At 43.2% G+C, this 20,218-nt stretch carries 17 protein-coding genes; 8 read left to right on the top strand and 9 right to left on the bottom strand.

All coding sequences use genetic code 11. The features are described from left to right. The first annotated feature begins 283 nt into the window (after positions 1 to 283). From nosR to ACI882_RS14030, 6 genes are all read left to right on the top strand, one after another. Complete coding sequence (gene nosR / locus ACI882_RS14055) at positions 284 to 2,428, top strand: transcriptional regulator NosR (RefSeq protein ID WP_411746411.1); 2,145 nt, start codon at positions 284 to 286, stop codon at positions 2,426 to 2,428. A gap of 51 nt (positions 2,429 to 2,479) precedes the next feature. After that, positions 2,480 to 4,372: a TAT-dependent nitrous-oxide reductase gene (gene nosZ / locus ACI882_RS14050; protein ID WP_411746030.1), complete on the top strand. Its 1,893-nt coding sequence runs from the start codon at positions 2,480 to 2,482 to the stop codon at positions 4,370 to 4,372. A 66-nt stretch (positions 4,373 to 4,438) separates the two neighbouring features. Next, positions 4,439 to 5,719, top strand: a complete 1,281-nt coding sequence (locus tag ACI882_RS14045) for a nitrous oxide reductase family maturation protein NosD (protein ID WP_411748516.1) — start codon at positions 4,439 to 4,441, stop codon at positions 5,717 to 5,719. Continuing rightward, positions 5,716 to 6,648: an ABC transporter ATP-binding protein gene (locus ACI882_RS14040; RefSeq protein WP_411744577.1), complete on the top strand. Its 933-nt coding sequence runs from the start codon at positions 5,716 to 5,718 to the stop codon at positions 6,646 to 6,648. The genes ACI882_RS14045 and ACI882_RS14040 overlap by 4 nt, the downstream gene beginning before the upstream one ends. Then, the gene (locus tag ACI882_RS14035) at positions 6,638 to 7,456 is read left to right on the top strand and encodes an ABC transporter permease (protein WP_411744576.1); all 819 of its coding nucleotides are present in this window, start codon (positions 6,638 to 6,640) and stop codon (positions 7,454 to 7,456) included. Before ACI882_RS14040 ends, ACI882_RS14035 begins: the two co-directional genes overlap by 11 nt. Positions 7,457 to 7,464: 8 nt before the next feature. Then, positions 7,465 to 7,998 (top strand): nitrous oxide reductase accessory protein NosL, encoded by a 534-nt coding sequence (locus ACI882_RS14030; protein ID WP_411744575.1) that lies wholly within the window; start codon positions 7,465 to 7,467, stop codon positions 7,996 to 7,998. Between the two features lie 65 nt (positions 7,999 to 8,063). Here the strand turns inward: ACI882_RS14030 and ACI882_RS14025 are convergent, their stop codons facing one another. The 3 genes from ACI882_RS14025 to ACI882_RS14015 all read right to left on the bottom strand — a co-directional run bounded on the left by ACI882_RS14025 (position 8,064) and on the right by ACI882_RS14015 (position 11,261). After that, on the bottom strand, positions 8,064 to 8,900 hold the full coding sequence (locus tag ACI882_RS14025) for a 23S rRNA (adenine(2030)-N(6))-methyltransferase RlmJ (RefSeq protein ID WP_411744574.1): 837 nt from the start codon (positions 8,898 to 8,900) through the stop codon (positions 8,064 to 8,066). Positions 8,901 to 8,979: 79 nt separating this feature from the next. Continuing rightward, on the bottom strand, positions 8,980 to 10,257 hold the full coding sequence (locus ACI882_RS14020; protein WP_411744573.1) for a diguanylate cyclase: 1,278 nt from the start codon (positions 10,255 to 10,257) through the stop codon (positions 8,980 to 8,982). Then, positions 10,254 to 11,261, bottom strand: coding sequence for an ABC transporter substrate-binding protein (locus tag ACI882_RS14015; protein ID WP_411744572.1), 1,008 nt, complete (start codon positions 11,259 to 11,261; stop codon positions 10,254 to 10,256). The genes ACI882_RS14020 and ACI882_RS14015 overlap by 4 nt, the downstream gene beginning before the upstream one ends. Positions 11,262 to 11,494: 233 nt before the next feature. On the opposite strand from ACI882_RS14015, the gene ACI882_RS14010 reads away from it, so the two are divergent. Both ACI882_RS14010 and ACI882_RS14005 read left to right on the top strand, forming a co-directional pair. Continuing rightward, positions 11,495 to 12,880: a DNA-3-methyladenine glycosylase 2 family protein gene (locus ACI882_RS14010; protein ID WP_411744571.1), complete on the top strand. Its 1,386-nt coding sequence runs from the start codon at positions 11,495 to 11,497 to the stop codon at positions 12,878 to 12,880. After that, entirely contained in the window at positions 12,843 to 13,370 is a 528-nt protein-coding gene (locus tag ACI882_RS14005; protein WP_411744570.1) for a methylated-DNA--[protein]-cysteine S-methyltransferase, read from the top strand. The genes ACI882_RS14010 and ACI882_RS14005 overlap by 38 nt, the downstream gene beginning before the upstream one ends. A 170-nt stretch (positions 13,371 to 13,540) precedes the next feature. On the opposite strand, the gene ACI882_RS14000 is transcribed toward ACI882_RS14005, so the two are convergent. From ACI882_RS14000 to ACI882_RS13975, 6 genes are all read right to left on the bottom strand, one after another. Then, entirely contained in the window at positions 13,541 to 14,713 is a 1,173-nt protein-coding gene (locus ACI882_RS14000) for a vWA domain-containing protein (protein WP_411744569.1), read from the bottom strand. Position 14,714: 1 nt separating this feature from the next. Then, the gene (locus ACI882_RS13995) at positions 14,715 to 15,557 is read right to left on the bottom strand and encodes an AAA family ATPase (protein WP_411744568.1); all 843 of its coding nucleotides are present in this window, start codon (positions 15,555 to 15,557) and stop codon (positions 14,715 to 14,717) included. A 16-nt stretch (positions 15,558 to 15,573) separates the two neighbouring features. After that, a complete protein-coding gene (locus ACI882_RS13990) occupies positions 15,574 to 16,365 on the bottom strand; it encodes an acyl-CoA thioesterase (protein ID WP_411744567.1) in 792 nt (263 codons plus the stop codon). 102 nt (positions 16,366 to 16,467) lie between these two features. Further along, positions 16,468 to 17,433 (bottom strand): diguanylate cyclase, encoded by a 966-nt coding sequence (locus ACI882_RS13985; protein ID WP_411744566.1) that lies wholly within the window; start codon positions 17,431 to 17,433, stop codon positions 16,468 to 16,470. 102 nt (positions 17,434 to 17,535) lie between these two features. Next, on the bottom strand, positions 17,536 to 18,111 hold the full coding sequence (locus ACI882_RS13980) for an exonuclease domain-containing protein (RefSeq protein WP_411744565.1): 576 nt from the start codon (positions 18,109 to 18,111) through the stop codon (positions 17,536 to 17,538). Continuing rightward, positions 18,104 to 19,966 (bottom strand): DUF294 nucleotidyltransferase-like domain-containing protein, encoded by a 1,863-nt coding sequence (locus tag ACI882_RS13975; RefSeq protein WP_411744564.1) that lies wholly within the window; start codon positions 19,964 to 19,966, stop codon positions 18,104 to 18,106. The genes ACI882_RS13980 and ACI882_RS13975 overlap by 8 nt, the downstream gene beginning before the upstream one ends. Positions 19,967 to 20,218: the final 252 nt, after the last annotated feature.

Genomic DNA, 20,218 nt, shown 5'->3' with positions numbered 1-20,218 from the left:
TTCAATGTTATGCAAAGCCACTTTGCTTTTTTGAATTTAGAAAGTTTTATCGCAGGCTAATATTTAGAATCCAATTTGACCGTTATCAAGGGTAAGCCAGATAAATACCTATAAAGTCTATACCTATACTTCTATATGGCTAAGAAATACCTCTTTAAGGGTACTCCCGATGACTCAAGTCAGAGTAGCGTAGATTAATGAGTATAGTCATTTAATTATTTAGTTTAATCCCCTATCTTGCGTGGTGATTACAATCGTAACTAACTCAATAAGTAGGCCGATCATGTTTTTAAGATCCACTTTAGCCAAAAAACTATTGTTGCTTTTTGCCCTAATGTTCAGTGCATCGTTTGCCTCGGCACTTTTTATAAGCGCTGCTAAAGACCCTGAGGTATTTTTAAAACAACACTTTCCAAATGGCTCTTGGGTAATTGAAACGATTCAAAGCGCCGCGGACGATACCCTCACTTATTGGCGCGTGACCGAAGCAGATGAAACCATCGCTTACGCTTTTGAAACAAATTTAGTACATCAAATTCCGGCTTATTCTGGAGAGCCGGTTAATATGTTGGTTTTGATTACTCCCGAAGGTGAGTACATTAACGCTCACACGCTCGAACACCACGAACCCATACTACTCGTAGGCATTCCAGAATCCAAACTTGATGACTTTACTGATCAATACCAAAATTTATCCATCGAACAGCGCATCAAGGTGGGTGGCAACAGTGCCGAAGGTCAAACCCAAATAGACGGAATTTCAGGCGCGACAGTGACGGTCATGGTGATGAATGTCGGCATTACTCGAGGCGCTACTTTATTAGCCCGCGCTTTAGGTATTATTGAAACAACCAGCACTATTATTTTACCTTCCACTGTTAACTTAGAAGTTGCGCCTACTAAAACTTGGACCGAGTTAACCGGCGAAGGCTCTATAAGACGTTTATTGCTGCGCAACCGCCAAGTTGATGAAGCTTTTAAAGGCACAAAAGGCGAAGGCATCGATCAGGTTGCAGATTCTGAGTTAGACGACCAATTTACCGATGTTTACTACGCCCTAGCCGATGTACCGGCAATTGGTAAAAACGTCTTAGGTGAAAGCGAATATCAATGGTTAATGGATTCTCTCGAGCCAGATGAGCATGTCTTAATGGTGCTCGGTAATGGCTATTCTTATAAAGGTTCAGGCTATGTGCGCGGCGGTATTTTTGACCGCATCCAGTTATTACAAAATGAATTGGCGATTAGCTTCCGAGATTTAGACCACACACGGCTGCAAGATATTTACCTACCTGACGCGCCGCGCTTTAGTGAAATGTCACTGTTTACCATTCGTGAACATCACGGCTTTGACCCTGGCCAACCGTGGCAGTTCGAATTTTTAGTACGCCGTCAAATAGGCGCCATCGACAGCGTATTTACCAGTTTCAAAGCAGACTATGCCACACTCGATGACTACCTAATTCGTCCGGTTCAACCAGTTGCAGAACCAGAGCTCGAACTCTGGCAGCAGATATGGTTAGAAAAGAAAATCGAAATTGGCGTATTGATATTTGGCTTAGTGGTTTTACTCGGTGTCTTATTCTTCCAAGATGTTTTAGTACGCTACCCGCGCCTACTGCACAGCATACGCAACGGGTTCTTAATCTATACCGTGGTATTTATTGGCTGGTACTGTGCCGGGCAAATATCCATCGTTAACGTCTTTACATTTTTACAAGCCATGATGAAAGACTTTAGCTGGGACATTTTCTTACTCGACCCGATCATCTTTATCATGTGGATCGCCGTCGCCGTGACAGGATTAATGTGGGGGCGCGGTGTGTTCTGCGGCTGGTTATGTCCGTTTGGTGCGCTTCAAGAACTAATAAACCATGTCTCTCGCATGGTAAAAATCCCTCAATTTGAATTACCTTGGTCGGTCCATGAACGATTGTGGGCAATCAAGTATTTGATTTTGTTGGCTCTATTTGGATTGTCTTTGCAATCGCTAGCACTTGCTGAGCAGTTTGCTGAAATTGAACCCTTTAAGACCACATTCTTATTGAAGTTTTCACGTGAATGGGGCTACGTTCTTTGGGCTGGGTTGATTTTAGTTAGTAATATATTTTCACGTAAAACCTTTTGCCGTTACTTGTGCCCGTTAGGTGCCGCACTTTCTGTACCCACGAACATCAAACTATTCGATTGGCTAAAGCGTCGCCCAGAATGTGGCAGCCCTTGCCGTGTGTGTGCAAACGAATGTGAAATTCAAGCGATCGCGCCCGACGGTGTAATTAATCAACGCGAGTGCCACTACTGCCTAGATTGCCAGATGACCTATTTTGATGAAGAGAAGTGCCCTCCACTGGTACTGAAAGCAAAGAAAGAACGTAAGCGTGCGATAGCCGCAGGCGAACAAATTGAAATTATCGATGCGACCGCTTAAGTCAATTCGAAATACGAAGTTAAAACTAATAAAGGTTAGGAGCAACAGACAATGACAGAAGAAAATAAAACTAACTACGTCGAGAAGACCGAAAGCGATAGTCCTACGCGCCGTAATTTTTTCAAAAAATCAGCAATGATTGGCGCAGCGGGTGTAGCAGCACCAGCAATGACTGCAGCTATGTTTTCACAAATGGCGAATGCCGCCACTGCAGAAAAAATGGCGCATCACAGTGTTGAACCTGGCGAGCTAGATGAATACTACGGATTCTGGAGTGGTGGTCACTCTGGTGAAGTACGTATTTTGGGTATTCCATCTATGCGTGAACTTATGCGTATTCCTGTGTTCGCTTATGAAAGCGCAACAGGTTGGGGAACCACTAACGAATCTAAACGTATTCTAGGCGAAGACAATCAATTCACCAACGGCGACGCTCACCATCCTCACATGAGTATGCAAGACGGCCGCTACGACGGTAAGTATGTTTTTATTAACGATAAGCTAAACACTCGTGTTGCGCGTATTCGTTGTGATGTCATGAAAACAGACAAAATTTTAACCATTCCAAACGCACATGCCATTCACGGCCTGCGTGTTCAGAAAGCGCCTTATACTAAGTATGTTTTCTGCAACGGCGAATACGAAGTACCTATGCCTAACGACGGTTCTGTACTAGATGATCCAAGTCAGTACACGTCACTCTTTAACGCAGTTGATGCTGAAGCAATGGAAGTTGCGTTCCAAGTTATTGTCGACGGTAACTTAGATAACACCGATGCTGATTTTACGGGTAAATATGCAGCGTCTACCTGTTACAACTCTGAAATGTCAATGAACCTCGGTGGTATGATTGGCGCAGAACGTGACCACGTTGTGGTATTTAACATTCCACGTATTGAAGCGGCTATTAAAGAAGGCAAATACCAAACCTTCAATGGCGTAAAAGTTGTTGACGGCCGTAAAGGCTCGCCTTTAACTCGTTACGTTCCTGTGCCTAAGAGCCCTCATGGTTTGAACACTTCACCAGATGGCAAATACTTCGTCGCGAATGGTAAATTGTCTCCAACCGTTTCAATTATCGACATTGAAAAACTTGATGCCGTGTTCGATGACAAAATCAAGCCACGTGACGCTGTTGTTGGTGAGCCAGAGTTAGGCTTAGGACCATTGCATACAGCATTTGATGGTCGTGGCTACGCTTACACCACTGTATTTATTGATAGTCAAATTGTTAAATGGAATGTTGCAGACGCAGTTCGCCACTTCAATGGTGAGAAAGTTAACTACATTGCGCAAAAACTTGATGTTCAGTACCAACCTGGTCACAACCACACCAGCATGGGTGAAACCCGTGATGCCGATGGTAAGTACCTTGTTGCGCTGTGTAAGTTCTCGAAAGATAGATTCCTACCCGTTGGACCGCTTCACCCTGAAAACGATCAATTGATTGATATTTCTGGTGATGAAATGAAGCTCATCCACGATGGTCCGACATTTGCCGAGCCACATGACTGTATCATTGTTCACCGTAACAAGATCAAGACGAAGAAAGTTTGGACTCGCGATGATCCTATGTTCGCTGAAACCGTTGCAATGGCCAAGCGCGATGGCGTTGTGCTTGAAGGCGACAACAAAGTTATACGTGACGGCAAGAAAGTTCGTGTTTACATGACTTCTGTCGCGCCAATGTTTGGCATGGAGAAATTCACCGTCAAGCAAGGTGACGAAGTAACCGTTGTAGTCACCAACCTAGATATGGTTGAAGACGTAACCCATGGCTTTGCACTTGTGAACCACGGTGTCAGTATGGAAGTTGGACCACAGGCAACCTCGTCTATTACCTTTACTGCCGACAAACCTGGTGTTCATTGGTTCTATTGCCATTGGTTCTGCCACGCTTTACACATGGAAATGCGCGGCCGTATGTTAGTAGAAAAAGCCTAGTGAGTTTAGGGGGTGCTAGGCTTGCTTAGCCCCCCGTTAATTCTATTTGTTTAAAGAGATAATTGAATGATCCAACACATTAAGATATCTATAGTTCTGTTGTTGATATCTATCTTGCCGAGCGTTGTATTTAGCCAAGCCTTTAAGGTTAGCACCGTCGATCAGCTTCAATCAGTTTTAGCCAGCAGCGCTGACTACGACACTATCTTTTTAGACACTGGTATTTATCCAACTCATATTTTAATTGATAAACCCATCACATTGACCAGTGCTGGCGATGCCACGATAGATGCACAAGGTACTGGCAATGCCATTACCGTCACTAGTAACGATGTTACTATTTCAAATCTAATTATCAAAAATTACGGTGATGATTTAACCGAGTCAGATTCGGGCATTAAAGTCACCAAAACAGAAAACATTACGATTACTAAAAATCAACTTATCGGTGATGGCTTTGGTATTTATATTGATACTACAAACAATGCTCTTATAAGTCACAATAGCGTAACGGGCAACCCAAACATGCGCTCCTCCGATCGAGGTAATGGCATTCATCTAACCAGTGCTCAAAGTGCCATAGTCGAACACAATGAAATTATTTATACGCGTGATGGTCTTTACATTATTAACAGTCAAAACAGTAAATTGCTAAATAATAAAATGACCGACCTTCGCTTCGGTGTTCACTATATGTACTCATATAACAACGAAGTCAGTAACAATATTGCTGAAGATGTTGATGTGGGTTATGCGCTTATGAGTTCAAAGTACTTAACCATAAATAGCAATAGGGCCAGTCGATGTGAAGACTATGGCTTACTTCTAAATTTTGTAAACTATTCAACTTTCACTAGTAATATGATTGATCAAGTTAATGCCACAACAGGCACCGACACCATGGGTGATGAAGGTAAAGCTCTGTTTGTTTACAACTCCACAAACAACAAAATAATTGGTAACCAGTTTTCAAATAGTCAGCTTGGCATTCATTTAACCGCAGGTTCAGAAGGCAATGAACTTTATCGAAACAACTTCATTAATAATGAAATTCAAGTCAAGTACGTCTCTTCACGCGAGCAAGAGTGGAGTTTCGAACAGCAGGGTAACTATTGGAGCAACTACATCGGCTGGGATCTCGACCAAAATGGCATAGGCGACACCAGCTTTGAACCGAACGACGGTGTCGATAAACTTATTTGGAAGTATCCAGAAGCCAAGGTGTTAATGGATAGTCCTGCGGTTTTACTTTTACGCTGGGTCCAACGCAGCTTCCCTGTTTTAAAATCTCCCGGTGTTAAAGACAGTTACCCGGTATTTCACCCAATTGGAGCGCAGGTTCAATGACCGATACAATACTATTGCGTTTGAACAACATTCAAAAGAGTTACCAAAATATTCAAGCCCTCAATGGCGTAAGCCTAGAGCTAAAAGCCGGCCAAATGATGGCCTTACTTGGCCATAATGGCGCTGGTAAAACGACCTTGATGAAAATAATTTTAGGTATGTTTCCGGCTGATACAGGCGACGCTCTCATTTTGGGCGACCAACCCGGCGTTCATAACCACGCCATTGGTTATGTCCCCGAAAATGTAAATTTTTACCCAACCTTAACGGGCAAAGAGACTTTACTTTATTTTGCACAGTTAAACGGTCTATCGAAGAAAGAAGCCAACACAATTGCAGAAAAACTTCTTATCGACGTTCGCTTAGATGATGCAAAAGACCGAGCCGTAAAACAATATTCAAAAGGAATGAAGCAACGGCTTGGCTTAGCTCAGGCGCTGTTACCGGCCACCGCTGATGGTAAAAACTACGTTGATCCGTCCCTGTTAATATTAGACGAACCCACCGTTGGCTTAGACCCAATTGCAACAGCAGAATTTTATGAATTATTGGCTAACTTACAACTCAAAGGCTGTGGCGTTATTATCTGCACACATGTTCTGCCAGGTATCGAAGCGTATATAGATACTGCTTTGATTTTGGACCACGGCAAAGCCATAGCCAGCGGCACAATGTCCGAATTGCAAAGCATCGCAGAATTGCCCGTTACCTTAGTCGCCAGTACAACTGGCGGAGCGTTAGAATTCAACGACGACCTTGCACCCTACCAAAGTGCCGAAAATACATTAAGGGTACCAATTAACAAAAAACTAGAGGTTCTAAAAACATTATTGAACCATCCGAATGTTACGGACATACAAGTAAATGCCCCGATGCTCCCTGAAATTTATCAACACTTTGCTCAAGCAGGAAACGCCCATGTCGAATAAAATTTTGATCGTTGCGGCCAAAGAATGGCGAGATGGCTGGCGCAATCGGTGGCTCATTGCCATCACCTTAATTTTCGCCATTATGGCATTGGGGTTGTCTTGGTTTGGTTCGGTGACTTACGGCCAGTCTGGTCCATCACCGCTCGATTCCACCATCGCCAGCTTAGTCAGCCTAGCGGTATTGGTAATTCCGCTTATCGCTTTGCTACTCGGTTACGACGCCTATGTGGGTGAACAAGAAGCCGGCACTTTATTGCTACTCATGGCCTACCCTATTACAAAATTGCAGCTGGTCCTGGGGAAGTTTTTAGGGCAAATAGCTATTTTGGCCGCGTCGACAACTGTGGGTTTTGGGGTGGCTGCCTTAATGCTTTCTTATAACGCATTCAGCGTTGAACTGGTGCTGGCCTTTGCAGTTTTTGTTTTTTCTGCCACCTTACTGGGCGGCGTTTTTTTGGCCATGTCACACTTGGTAAGTCTTAGTGTTTCGGAAAAAACCCGTGCTGCTGGTTTAGCTTTGTTTATATGGTTCTTTTTTACATTGCTTTATGACCTAGGTTTGCTATCTGTTTTGGTCAGCACCGAAGGTTGGATGAGCCAAAGCGCACTAAAAGCCGCCTTACTGGCTAATCCAACTGATGTATTTAGGCTAATTAACCTAATTCATTTAGATGCTCAAGGCTCTGGGCCGTTGGCATCTGTCGCCCAATTGAACTTAAACAGTTACGTCCTTTACGCGCTTTTACTGGTGTGGATTGGCTTGTGCCTAACTCTGACAAAATTACTTTTTATTAACAAAAAAATATAGGACGTCTTATGAATCGAACAGCCTTACTACCACTCATCGTTTTATTTAGTGTGTTTTTGGCCGCGTGCAGTGGCAATAAAGAAACCACAAACAGCGCAATTCAAGCAGCCGCTATTGAATCGAGCGACCAATGCCATCTTTGTGGCATGGTTATTCAAAACTTCCCTGGCCCTAAGGGTCAGTTAGCACTCAAGGGCGACGAAACGACCCGTAAGTTCTGTTCAAATCGCGATGCATTCACCTACTATTTACAACCAGAAAACCAGCACCGTAAACAAGCTATTTTTGTACATGATATGAGTAAAACACCTTGGGAATCTCCAACTAATGACCATTTTATTGCCGCAGAAAATGCCTTTTACGTTTATGGTTCAAATCGTAAGGCCGCGATGGGCATCGCATTAGCCTCATTTAGCTCTATGGATTCAGCGCATGAGTTTAAGGCTGAGTTTGGTGGTGAAATGGTTAAATTTGAAGATATTACACTGGAGCTGTTAGCTCAAGATGGTATGGATGGTGCCAGCATGAGTATGAGCCACTAGTTAAAACTCTTTTCGAAATTAGGTAGGCGATTTGTAAATCGCTTACCTACCTGATAAAAGTGACCTCACTCTTTCGTGAGTACATCACAGCGATAAAGTTCTTTTTGCCCTTCAGAAAGTTGCTTCGACAGTTTTGGTAATAACTTAGACATTTTATCAAACAACGTCCAAGGTGGGTTTACCACAATCATTCCAGCTGAGGTCATACCATGCTCATTTGAATCGGGTGTGATACCAAATTCGAATCTTTGCGCATTTTTGATGCCATTACTCGCGAACTTCTTACATAAGGTTTCAATCTTTCGACGTTCGACGACAGGGTACCAAAGTGCGTAGGTACCGCTGGGAAATTTTTGGTAAGCTTGTTTGAGCGCCGAAAACACCTTTTCATATTCATTTTTAAGTTCATAAGAAGGGTCTATTAACACCAGACCACGACGACTGACCGGTGGTGTGTTAGCGATCAGGCCTTTAAGGCCATCGCTACACTCAATACGAGTTTTCCGGTGCCCAGACATATTACGAGTCAGCGTTTTTACATCGGCTGGGTGAAGTTCATATAACCAAGCACGGTCGATCTTACGTAAAAAGTGCTTAGCAATTGCAGGCGAGCCCGGGTAATACTGAATACCACCACTTGGGTTTACCGCGTCTATCGCTGAAAAATAGCTGGACAACTCAGGATAATTTTTACGTTTTAATTTAGAGATACCCGCAACATGCTCCTCTAGTTTTAAGGCATGCTCAGATTTAAGGTCAAATAAGCCTGCACCCGAGTGCGTATCTATGTAGTCAAATGGCTTATCTTTCTTTAAAAGATGTTCGAGGCATTCTATCAAAACGATATGTTTTAAAATGTCTGCGTAGTTGCCTGCGTGGAACGAGTGTCGATAACTTAACAAGGGTAACCCTATAGATGTTTTAAAGTTGTATCATTATGGCGCGTTGATGGTTAACAACCAAGCTAATCTTTGACCAGATTTATAGACTGGTCGAGTAGCAACGGTTTCGCCCTAAGCGTTTGGCTTCATACAATTGTTTATCTGCTTGTACAATTAAATCACCTAGCGTAAAGCAAGTATCAGTGAGATCAGATATGCCTACACTGATAGTTTGTCGTACTTCCTGTTCACCATCGCCAAACATTTTTTGCTCAAATGCTAGTCTTATTCGCTCAGCAATTTCGAGGGCGGCCGTTTCATCTGTGTGCGGCAATAATACGGTAAACTCCTCTCCACCGTACCTAGCCAAAAAATCCGAATCTCTTAATTGCGTAGATATCAGTTCTGTTGCCTGAATAAGCACCCTATCTCCAAAGGTATGACCATAAGTATCATTCACCATTTTGAAGTGGTCCAAGTCGATCATTAACACACTAAGGTTTTGATCGTAACGCCTAGCCATGTTCAGCTCTCGCTCACCCACTCGATTTAGCGAGCGCCGGTTATGAATGCCTGTTAAGGCATCTGTTCGCGTTTGTACTTGCAATTCAATAGTTCTTGCGGATATTTGCGCTTCTAATTCCGATTTAGAGATGGTCAACGAGTTTAAGTTTCTCGCCATATCATTCACACCTTCCGCGATATCCGACAACTCATTTTTTTGGTTCATTGAGATTATGGTTTTTAAATTACCATCTTTAATGGCTGATAGACCATTAAGCACTAGAGAAACAGAGGCTCTAAATCTATTTGCAAAGTTGAGATGACTAAATACTACGATCGCGATTGTGAGCATAACCAGTAATGCAAGCGTTCCACCCCAACGCTGGATCATGCCCAGCTGAGAGTTCCAAAGCTCATCACTTAATATATTGGCGTCGTTTTGTGCCAAAATATAAGTTCCGGACAATCTCGTTTTTAAATGGCTCACTATGTCAGCGCTATTGTTTACATCTGGCATAGCTTTAAAACTACGGCTCAGTTGCTGTAATAAGCTGTAGTTGCTGTCGAGCATGTGCACAATGCTTTGCAAGTTTAAACTAAAATATGGTGACAGTTCAGACAAGGAGGCTAACTCCATTTTGATTTGATCGTTAAGATCATCCTGCGCTTTCAATAAACTCGTATCACGTATTTCAAGATATAAATCTGCATTCACAGATAACTCACTGAGTAATAAGTTCACTCGATGCATGGTTTGTTGCTTATTTTGAAGCTCTAGAAATATAAAGTTAGTGACGACTAGGTAGCCAAGCACCATCAGCAACGAAACAAGTGACAATAAACTGAGAATTTTGAGTCGCGTCACTAACTTCATAGTCGATCACAAAATTGGTTTGATGCTTCGAAGCTTGGGTTTGCCATGTTTAAGGTAATGGCACTTATTTGATTCGCGTCCACAGTTAAGCTTTTTTTGTGATTTGATACCTTCTTTAACCAACGGGCATCTTCTTGCGCCGTTAATAATAACTGCCTACCAATATTGACCTTGTATTGACTGTTTGGCCAATCCCATTCAATAAAATCATCATCAAGCCCCAGCTGTTGCTTCACAATATTTTTGGCCTCCTGTTGGTTTTGAATAATAAAATAGGCAGCCAAGTTGAGCGCGTGAATCATTCTCTCGGTCACTTCTGGGGTTTGCGTCAAAATAGATGTGCGAGACAGCAGTTGAAAATTGAGTTTATATAAGCCTTTGGTATCTACAATTTGGGTACTATTAGGGCTATTTTTATACATTTCAAAGGCGTGAGGCTCCCATATAACGGCTTTATCAAGTTCACCTCGCTGCCATGCCTCTACCATTTCTTCGGGCGTCAAGGGAACCAGTTCTAGATTGGCAATAGTTGGCACCAAAGCCAAGTACATACGCATGAGATACTCTGAAGCGGTATCAGGATAATACCCTAGCCGAAAACTACCCCGAGCTGCGGATAGATCTCGACTTAGAATTTTCGTATCGTGATCGGAGGTAGCTAAGCCTGCAATAATCGCCAAATCTTTATGGTTTTGTGCATTGAAAGCAAAAAGCGTATCTGACCCCGTTGCAAAGTCAGCGGCTCCATCTAACAATGCATTCATGCTACGAAGCCCACCCGCGTATTCCGTTAATGTGACATCCAAACCGCACTGTGCAAAATAGTCTTGAGCCGCAGCTATATAGATAGTGCTAGATAGAGGCGTTTTAGATACTGCTATGCGGATGGAAATGCTATTTGTAGTATCTCCACCGCACGACACAATTGGCATTATAAATGCCATTAATAACAACAGCCGACTAAAACCAACTATCATCGTTCGACCTAATTCAGATTCTTTCATTAGATAGTAGACTTGACTGAAAAAAAAGAAAGGCCTGAACAGCGTTCCTTTTTGACAACCTACAAGCCCACTTTATAAACTGCTTAGCCAATTGCTTCGTTTTCTTGTCTTTAATACCAACACTTACCTAATGCCTAATGCTATTTTGTGTGGTATTGAGTTCCGAAAATGGCTACTTTAACAAAAAAAATCACATAAACTCTCCACAATACTTCTTCTTTGGAAAACAATTAATGCTCACTTCGGCACAATGCGAAATTGCTCGAAAGTCTCGTGATTCAAGGTATGACGGGCAGTTTGTAGTTGCAGTCAAAAGCACGGGTATCTTTTGTCGCCCCATTTGCCCAGCTAACCTGCCCAAAGAAAGTAATGTTGAATACTTTGCCCATAGCACCCAGGCTCTAAAGGCGAAATACCGCCCTTGCCTGCGATGCCGCCCAGAAAGCGCACCAGGCTCTTGGGCCTGGCAAGGTGTAGAAACAACCTTTATGCGCGCCCTAACTTTAATAGACGAGGGTGCATTACAAGAGGCCAACCTGCCAGACCTAGCCACGCGCTTGGGGATAACGGATCGTTATTTACGCAAGCTCTTTGCCAATTATTTAGGAATGTCACCTAAAACCTACAGTCAGTACCAACAATTGATGTTAGCAAAGCAATTGCTCCACGGCAGCCACTTACCAATACAAGATATAGCCATTAGCAGCGGCTTTAACAGCGTGAGACGCTTTAACGATGCGTTTAAAAAGCACCTACAATTAACACCCAGTGAACTAAAACGTAAAAAACCTAGTGACCACCATCTAGAACTTGAACTGCCGATACGTGGTGATTTAGATTTTGATCACTTGTTAAGTTTCTATCGTTTACGAGCCGTCAGTAATGTTGAGCTAATTTCAGAGACTAGTTATCAACGTAGTTTTAGTTTTGAAGATCAAATCGGCGTCTTTAGAATTTCAAAGTCGAGTTCTAATCTGTCAACATTAAAATTGGAGCTCCAGCTGAGCAAACTAGGCAATTTAAGAAAGGTAATTAGCCACATACGCAGACAATTTGACTTAGATGCAGATACCTACACTATTGAACATCACCTAAAAGCCTGTGGCATCCCAATTAAGAAAACCGGAATCAGAATACCCGGTATTGGCTCTTCGTTTGAAGCGGGCGTTCGTGCGATTTTAGGCCAGCAAGTTTCCGTTAAGGCGGCCATTAATAATTTGAACTTACTTGTTGCTAACCTTGGCCAGCCGCTAGCCGACGTAAATGAAACTTTCGCACAAACTAGCCTACTGTTTCCGTCACCTGCAACACTGGCAAATGCTGACCTGTCATTTCTAAAAATGCCTGCTAGCCGCAAACAGGCGCTAAATAGTTTTGGCCAGTATGTCGCAGAGCATGGCTATGACGACGTTGACAGCTGGTTAAGCATTAAGGGAGTTGGCCCATGGACAGTAGGCTATGTAAAATTACGCGGGATAAACGAACCAGACTGTTTTTTAGACTCAGATCTGGTGATAAAAAAAGCACTGGCTTTACTGCCTAATGCAGTCGACAGTGCTCAGCTTTCCCCTTGGGGTAGTTATGCAACATTCCATTTATGGCAATCACAGAGCGAATAATAAAATGCAACGAACTCATTGTTTTATGGAATCACCCATCGGTAAAATCACATTATTGGCAAACGAAAAAGGCCTGTTTGGGGTTTGGTTCGAAACGCATACAACACTAGCAGAAGACCTAGGCACCTATTCAAATGAGCATCCTATCCTGAAAGATACTATGGCCCAATTAACAGAGTATTTTTCTGGCCAACGTCACGTTTTCGACTTACCACTGGCTGCAACTGGCACCCCTTTTCAACAATCAGTCTGGCAAGAGCTTAGAGAAATTCCATTTGGAAAGTCTGCAAGCTACTTAGAACTCGCGAAATCAATCCACAACCCTAAAGCCGTTCGCGCTGTTGGAGCAGCTAATGGCAAAAATCCGATATCCATAATTGTTCCGTGTCATCGAGTGATAGGCGCCACCGGCAAGTTAACCGGCTACGCAGGCGGGCTTGATCGCAAAATGTGGCTACTCAAACACGAAGGCTGCGACGCAGTTAGCTAGTGCTGTTCCTGAGACTGCGGATGGTTACGGATCAACCAAAGGGTTTCTTTTAACAAGTCGTTCAAGCACATCCATGTGTCACTCCACAGCGAGATCCCTCTCGCTGAGGCTTGTCAAAAGAAACCCTTTGGTCAATCCTCATACGGTGGCTAGTTGAGTATAAGCACTAATTAAGCTAATGCCTTGATGCTTTGCGATATCCCCTCAAGGGTGAGTGGATACATTCTATCCTCCAACAGTTTTTGAATGATGCCGATACTTTGAACATAGCCCCATTGATCTTGCGGTGTTGGGTTTAGCCAAACTGCCTTATCAAAATGTTCGCTCAACTGTTTAAAGTAAAACGCACCGGGTCGTTCATTCATAAAATCTATGCTGCCAAATGGCGAGACAATTTCATAAGGTGACATTGCGGCATCGCCGACAAAAATAAGTTTATAGTCTCGTCCGTAGGTGTGAATGATATCACTGAGCGCGGTAAGATTATGACGATGCATACGGTTGTCGAGCCATAAGTGATCATAAGTAAAATTATGAAAATAAAAGTGTTTTAAATGTTTAAATTCACTTTGGCAGGCAGAAAATAGCTCTTCACTTTCTTTGACGTGATAGTCCATTGAACCACCGACATCTAAAAGCAAGAGTATTTTTACCGCGTTATGGCGCTCTGGACGCATTTTGACATCCAGTAAGCCCGCATTTTTTGCCGTCGACCGAATGGTGTCATCTAAATCTAATTCTTCTGAGGAGCCGGTTCGAGCAAAATTTCTTAACGCGCGCAACGCTACTTTAATATTGCGTGTACCAAGCTCAACACTGTTATCTAAGTTTTTGTAATGCCGCTGCTCCCAAACTTTGACGGCTTTACCATGCCTGCCTGGACCGCCAATTCTAACTCCTTCCGGATTGTACCCCGAATGGCCAAACGGGCTAGTGCCGCCAGTACCCACCCATTTAGAGCCGCCTTGATGGCGTTCTTTTTGTTCTTGAAGCCGCTCGTTAAGCATCTCCATTAACTTTTCTATGCCACCAAGGGCTTCAATGGCTGCTTTTTCTGCGTCGGTTAGATTATTAAGTGTCGGATTATTTAACCAATCTTCAGGCAGGTTGAATTCGAATGGGTCGGGTAAAGCCCGAACCCCATCAAAGAATGAACTGAATGCTTTATCGTATTTATCATAAAGGCTTTCGTCTTTCACCGTACAAGTACGAGCTAATAAATAGAAATCTTCTATCGTGGTTACGCTGTCGCCAACTTGCAGCGCCGCAATTAAATCAAGCCATTCTGTGGTGCTGATTTTTAGCCCAGAATGTTTCATATGCAATAAAAACTGAACCAGCATATTAGCTTTCTCTTCGTGACATGAAGGCGAGGCGTTCTAGTAGCTGAACATCTTGTTCGTTTTTCAATAAGGCGCCAAAGAGTGGCGGTAGCGCCGATTTAAATTCACCCGTTTTTAATTGATCGGCGCTCAATTCATCGCTTATTAATAACTTCAACCAATCAATTAATTCTGATGTTGAAGGTCGCTTTTTAAGGCCGGGCACTTCACGAACATCAAAAAATGTATCTAAAGCGCGTTTAATCAAAATTCCTTGGGCATTTGGGTAATGTACATCAACAATAGATTTTAAGGTTTGCGCATCGGGAAAGTTAATGTAGTGGAAAAAACAGCGACGCAAAAAAGCATCAGGCAGTTCTTTTTCATTGTTTGAGGTGATAATGACAATTGGGCGGTGAATGGCTTTGATCGTCTCTCCGGTTTCATAAACATGAAACTCCATGCGGTCTAATTCAACTAGTAAATCATTCGGAAATTCAATATCTGCTTTATCAACTTCGTCAATCAATAACACGCTGCGTTTGTCGCTACTAAACGCCTGCCACAGTTTGCCTTTACGGATGTAATTACTGACATCGTCAACGCCTTCAACGCCGAGCTGGCTGTCACGCAGACGTGTGACTGCATCATATTCATACAAGCCTTGCTGGGCTTTCGTTGTCGATTTAACGTGCCATTGAATAAGCTCTAAACCAAGTGACTTCGCCACTTCTTCAGCTAAACGTGTTTTACCGGTTCCTGGCTCGCCTTTGATCAATAAAGGGCGTTCGAGTATGACTGCGGCATTAACTGCTGAACTCAGCTCACTGGAAGCTATATAATTTTCAGTACTCTTAAAGCTCATAATATTGTATCTACCTTTAATCAAAAACCGTGATGGTCTGTCGACTGAGTGCTATTAATTGGCCATTCGGGGCGTGAATAGTTGCCTCTGTGTGCGCATAGCCATTACCTGCTTGGCGTGTTTTACATTCATAAGCGAGCCAATCAGAAGCGCTTAGCTCTGGGTGTGGGTGTGTAAACTCGACATTCCAGCTCAACGTACTCGCCGGGGCAGGCCACTTTAAAAGTTGCAGCGTAGTCGGCGGCCATACGTCCAGTAAAGCAATAATATGTGCGTCCGTAATTTGCTCGGATGCATCAGTGAAGCGCATCCAGCCTCGATAGTAGGGGTTCGATTTACCTGTAAATGGATAACCGCCCTCGTCAATTCGCAGGTCTATATAGCGATGAAATTTGGGTGTCACCTTGGGAATTTGTGGAATCCAATTAGGCTTAACGGGTTCAGCAGAAAGTACCGCCGGCTCAGGCTGATAGGTAGCTTTTGACTCGCGATCGGTGCCGAATGCTGCCATTGCCTGCACGGCTATCTTGCCGTCTTGAATTAGCTGAGCTAGCATTTGAGTAACATTTTTGCCATCACGTAAGTGCGTCACCTGTATTTCAAAAGGCTCATCAAGCAATAATGGGCCAATAAATTGAATGTTTTGAACACGCATAAGCCGAGCGTCGTTTAATTCATTTACCATAGCACTGTTCAGTAGCGCCGCGCTCAAACCACCAAATACAGTACGGCCTTGACCCCAAGTGCTTGGCACACTCATCTGTGCGCCGTGTTTAGCCTGAATTAAAAGCGAATCGATAGTTGTCATAGGAATCTAATGAAGTAATAAAGAGTGCTAACTCTAATCACCTCAAAAGAAATTGCAAAGTAATGTTAACTTTTAGTCAACAAAGAGCCAATTATACTTGCATTAGAAGCCAACTACTTTTTTACTAGATTGATAGGCCCGTTCGACCAGGGCATCGGACCGAGTCGGGTTTTCAGGGTCAAACTCCGCTATCGCGTGGGTAAATTGTATTGGCGATTGACTGTCATTTTCTTGATTATACAAGTCTATTGATGTTTGCAAGGTTCTCACCATCCCAGAGACTTGCTCGGTACGCGCATTTAGCAGCAAGGCGGTGAATTCATCACCGCCAAGTCGGCCAACAACGTCAGACTTTCGGAACAGACGTCGCAATTGATCAGCAAACACTTTTATATTCTTTTCTTTGACTCGGTTAAAGTCAGCTTCACTACCCATCGGCTTACTAATAATATCAAACACAATCGCCACAGCTGGGGTTTTATTACGTTCACATACTTTTAAGCTTTGCTCCGCCAGTGCAAAAAAACCCTGATTCATCACCATTTTAGTTGAGCGATCGATGGTTGCTAAACTTGCAAAAGATAATTCATTTTCAAACATTTCGGCCAAATCTTTTAGTACCGATTGATCATGCGCACTAAAGGTGCGTGGCGAGCTATCTGCAATAGTTAGCGCGCCCACGCGTTGACCATTTTTTGTATGGACAGGACAGGTTGCAAAAAATCGAATCTTAGGTTGACTGATGACTTGAGGAAAATCAGCAAACCGATCATCTTTCTGCGTATCAGCGACATAGAATACTTCATGCTTATAAAGCGCAAATTCCGAAAATGAAATATCTCTGGGGGTTTTAGTCTGAATGGAGCCTGATACAGAAACAACTTGCTGATCGGTTTCTGTTATCAATGAAAAATCGGCCATGGCCACTGCAAACATTCGTTTGGCAATACGCGTAATTCGATCAAGCCGCTCTTGTACCTCAGCGTTGCCGAATTTTAGAGAGTTAACTGCTTTGAGGCGCTGCTGCTCTTTAAGCTGACCAGCATCTAATTGAGCAAGTTCCAACATATCCTTCTCCTACGGTTTCGTGCATCCATAGCAAAGAAGTATAGTCGGTTGTCAAATAGTTGAATGAAAATTATGCAACTATTTCAATAACGCCGTTCAAGTTCAACGAACACTGTTTTGCGCCAACCACAATTCAGCGGTCGCGATTGCATCACTGAGCGCATGGTGCTGCCGATAAATGGGCAATCCGTATCGGCTGCGACAAGCGTTTAAACTTAATTGTGCTTGGCTATCAAGGTGTTTATCAGGGTGCTTATCGCGCTCAACGGTTAACGTATCAACCACTGCTACTTTAGGTAGTGGCTGCTTCAGGCGTTCGCTGTAGGCTATTAAAAAAGCATAATCTAACGGAGCATGATGAAACACCCAAGCATCGGCCTTTAGCCGCCCAGAAAGCGCCTGCAGCCACTCAATTAGGTCAATACCATTTTGCTCACGCTGTGCATCGGTGATCATGTGTATATGGGCAGAATTTAGAACATCATCCGCCATCAAAGTCATTGGCTTAAAATACTGGTGCGCGGCGCTACCAAGCTGAATACGACCTTGTTTAATAGACACATAGCCGGCACTTATTATTGAATCTTCTTCAGGGTTTAAGCCCGTCATTTCGAGATCAATAACTAAATAGTGCGTATCTAGAAACGCCTTCTTTTGGCCTTTTAAAAAGCTAAACACCCGCAGACCTTAAGTAATGCATCGCCAGCGCTTTTTGCGCTTGTTCAATAGATTTAAAGGCATTCTTTAAATGTGCACGCCTTAACGGCGACAGTTGTTCTGGGTTAATATAATTGCTGCCACTCTCACCTCGCTTAATTTGAGTTACTTGGTTCTCAAGCTTAAGGTCATTGAGTAAGAGCCAGGCTTCAATCAAGCTGGTTTTTAATGGCAGCTGCAATAACGATTCTCCGGTAGCATTAAAGCGTTCAATCGTACCCGCAATTAAGTTTTGTTCAGATAGCGCCACAATACGTGCTAAGTCATTAATTAATGCAATACCTTGATGCTTAATATCAAGTTCATTCTCGTGTTCACCACTGCTTTTAACTATGAAAGCGCGGAAAAATCCTAAAGGCGGTTTACTGCGCAAGGCATTTTTAGTCATGTGCATGAAAAACAAATCAGAATTTTTAAGCATGGCGGCAAGCCTAGCTTCCAAATTATCTAACCAATGGCTAGGCCCATAGATAACACGTAAATCAAAAAAGATACTAGCATTCAGCAGCGCTTCCGGCTCCGGGGTACTAATCCACTGCTGGAAACTTCGTTGCCAGCCCTCTACCGTTTTACGCCAATTTGGATTAGACGCCATAATATCACCCGGGCATAAAACATAACCGAATGCATCTAGATAGCCGCAAACTGTTTTGGTAAAAGCAGAAAAATAAACATCTTCCTCAGCGCTTGGCGTGCGTTCAAGAATCAAACCATTATCTTGATCAGAAGCGAAAGACTGCTCCTTGCGCGCCTGCGAGCCAAACGACAACCAAGCAAATTGCATAGGCGCCTCACCGTGATCAATTAACGCCATCGCAATAGCCTTGCGCACAAAACCATCACCAATCACCGCTAAAGACTCACCAATCTCGTGAGGTGAAACATCTGCTTTGATCCAATGTCCCAGTAAGTGCGGAACTTCCTGTTGTAGCTTCGCCACGGCTTCAACTGTTTTTTCACGGAATATGCGATCAACAAAATGCACAATACTCACACTATGCGCCCGAACAATATCCGACGCCGTAATCACACCAATAGGCCGACCATTTTTCATAACTGGCAAGTGGTGAATACCCGTATTACTCATCAGTAACTGAGCTTCGAGCACAGCCGATTCGAAAGAAATTGTTGTCGGGCTCATTGTTGCAATTTGGTTAACGGAAAGGCTTATATCAACTCCTTTAGCAACAACACGATTGCGTAAGTCTCTATCGGTCACAATACCCACAAGCTGATCTGATTCCATCAACAACAAGCAACTGACTTTGTTATCACGCATGATCGAAGCAGCTTGTTGAATGGTATCGAACTCACTGCAAGCAATTAATTTATTTTGAAGAAGTGATTCTACCGGCTGAGTATGCTGAACTTCAATTCTATCAGATTGAGTAACCTCCAAACTTGAAGACGCACGATAACTCACCAGCTTTTCAAAGAAATAACGTACTTTAGCCTGGCTTTTTAACAAGCGTGTAAAAAACTCATGCGGCAAGCGATAAACAAGTGAATCTTCAATCGAGAATACGCCAAGATTCTCAGAGTTATCTTGAAGCAACGTAGTCACTCCAAAAAACTCTCCCTCACCTAATCGATCAACTAAATTATCACGCTCGTCCAAAATATCGAAAGCACCTGATCTAATCAGGTAAACACACTCATTAATCGGAACCGCCTTCGCTTCGCGCTTAGGAATATATTCAATTTCTAACTGACGAGCAACATCAAGCAGCACCGAATCCGGCATAGCCGAAAACGGCAAAGTAACCGCCAAGAAATCAATAATATCCTTTAAGTCATCTGCACTAGCTAGAATCATTTTTAGTCTTCATAACCTCAAACAGCTACCAATCAAGCAGCAGTGGCCATTGAAAATTAGTCGGGTACCTGAGCCATGGATGGCGAAGTTAAGCATACATGGATGTACTAGCGCGCCCGACAAAATTTTAGTGGCCGCTGATGCGAACCAAGCCACATACTCATCGATCTAAAACTCAACCAGCCACAAACCAAGCAGCAGTGGCCATTGAAAATTAGTCGGGTATCTGAGCCATGGATGGCGAAGCTAAGC

Source organism: Reinekea sp., assembly GCF_046710285.1.
Classification (GTDB): domain Bacteria; phylum Pseudomonadota; class Gammaproteobacteria; order Pseudomonadales; family Natronospirillaceae; genus Reinekea.
The sequence above is the reverse complement of the archived record's forward strand: the minus strand, read 5'-3'. Positions and strand labels throughout refer to the sequence as shown.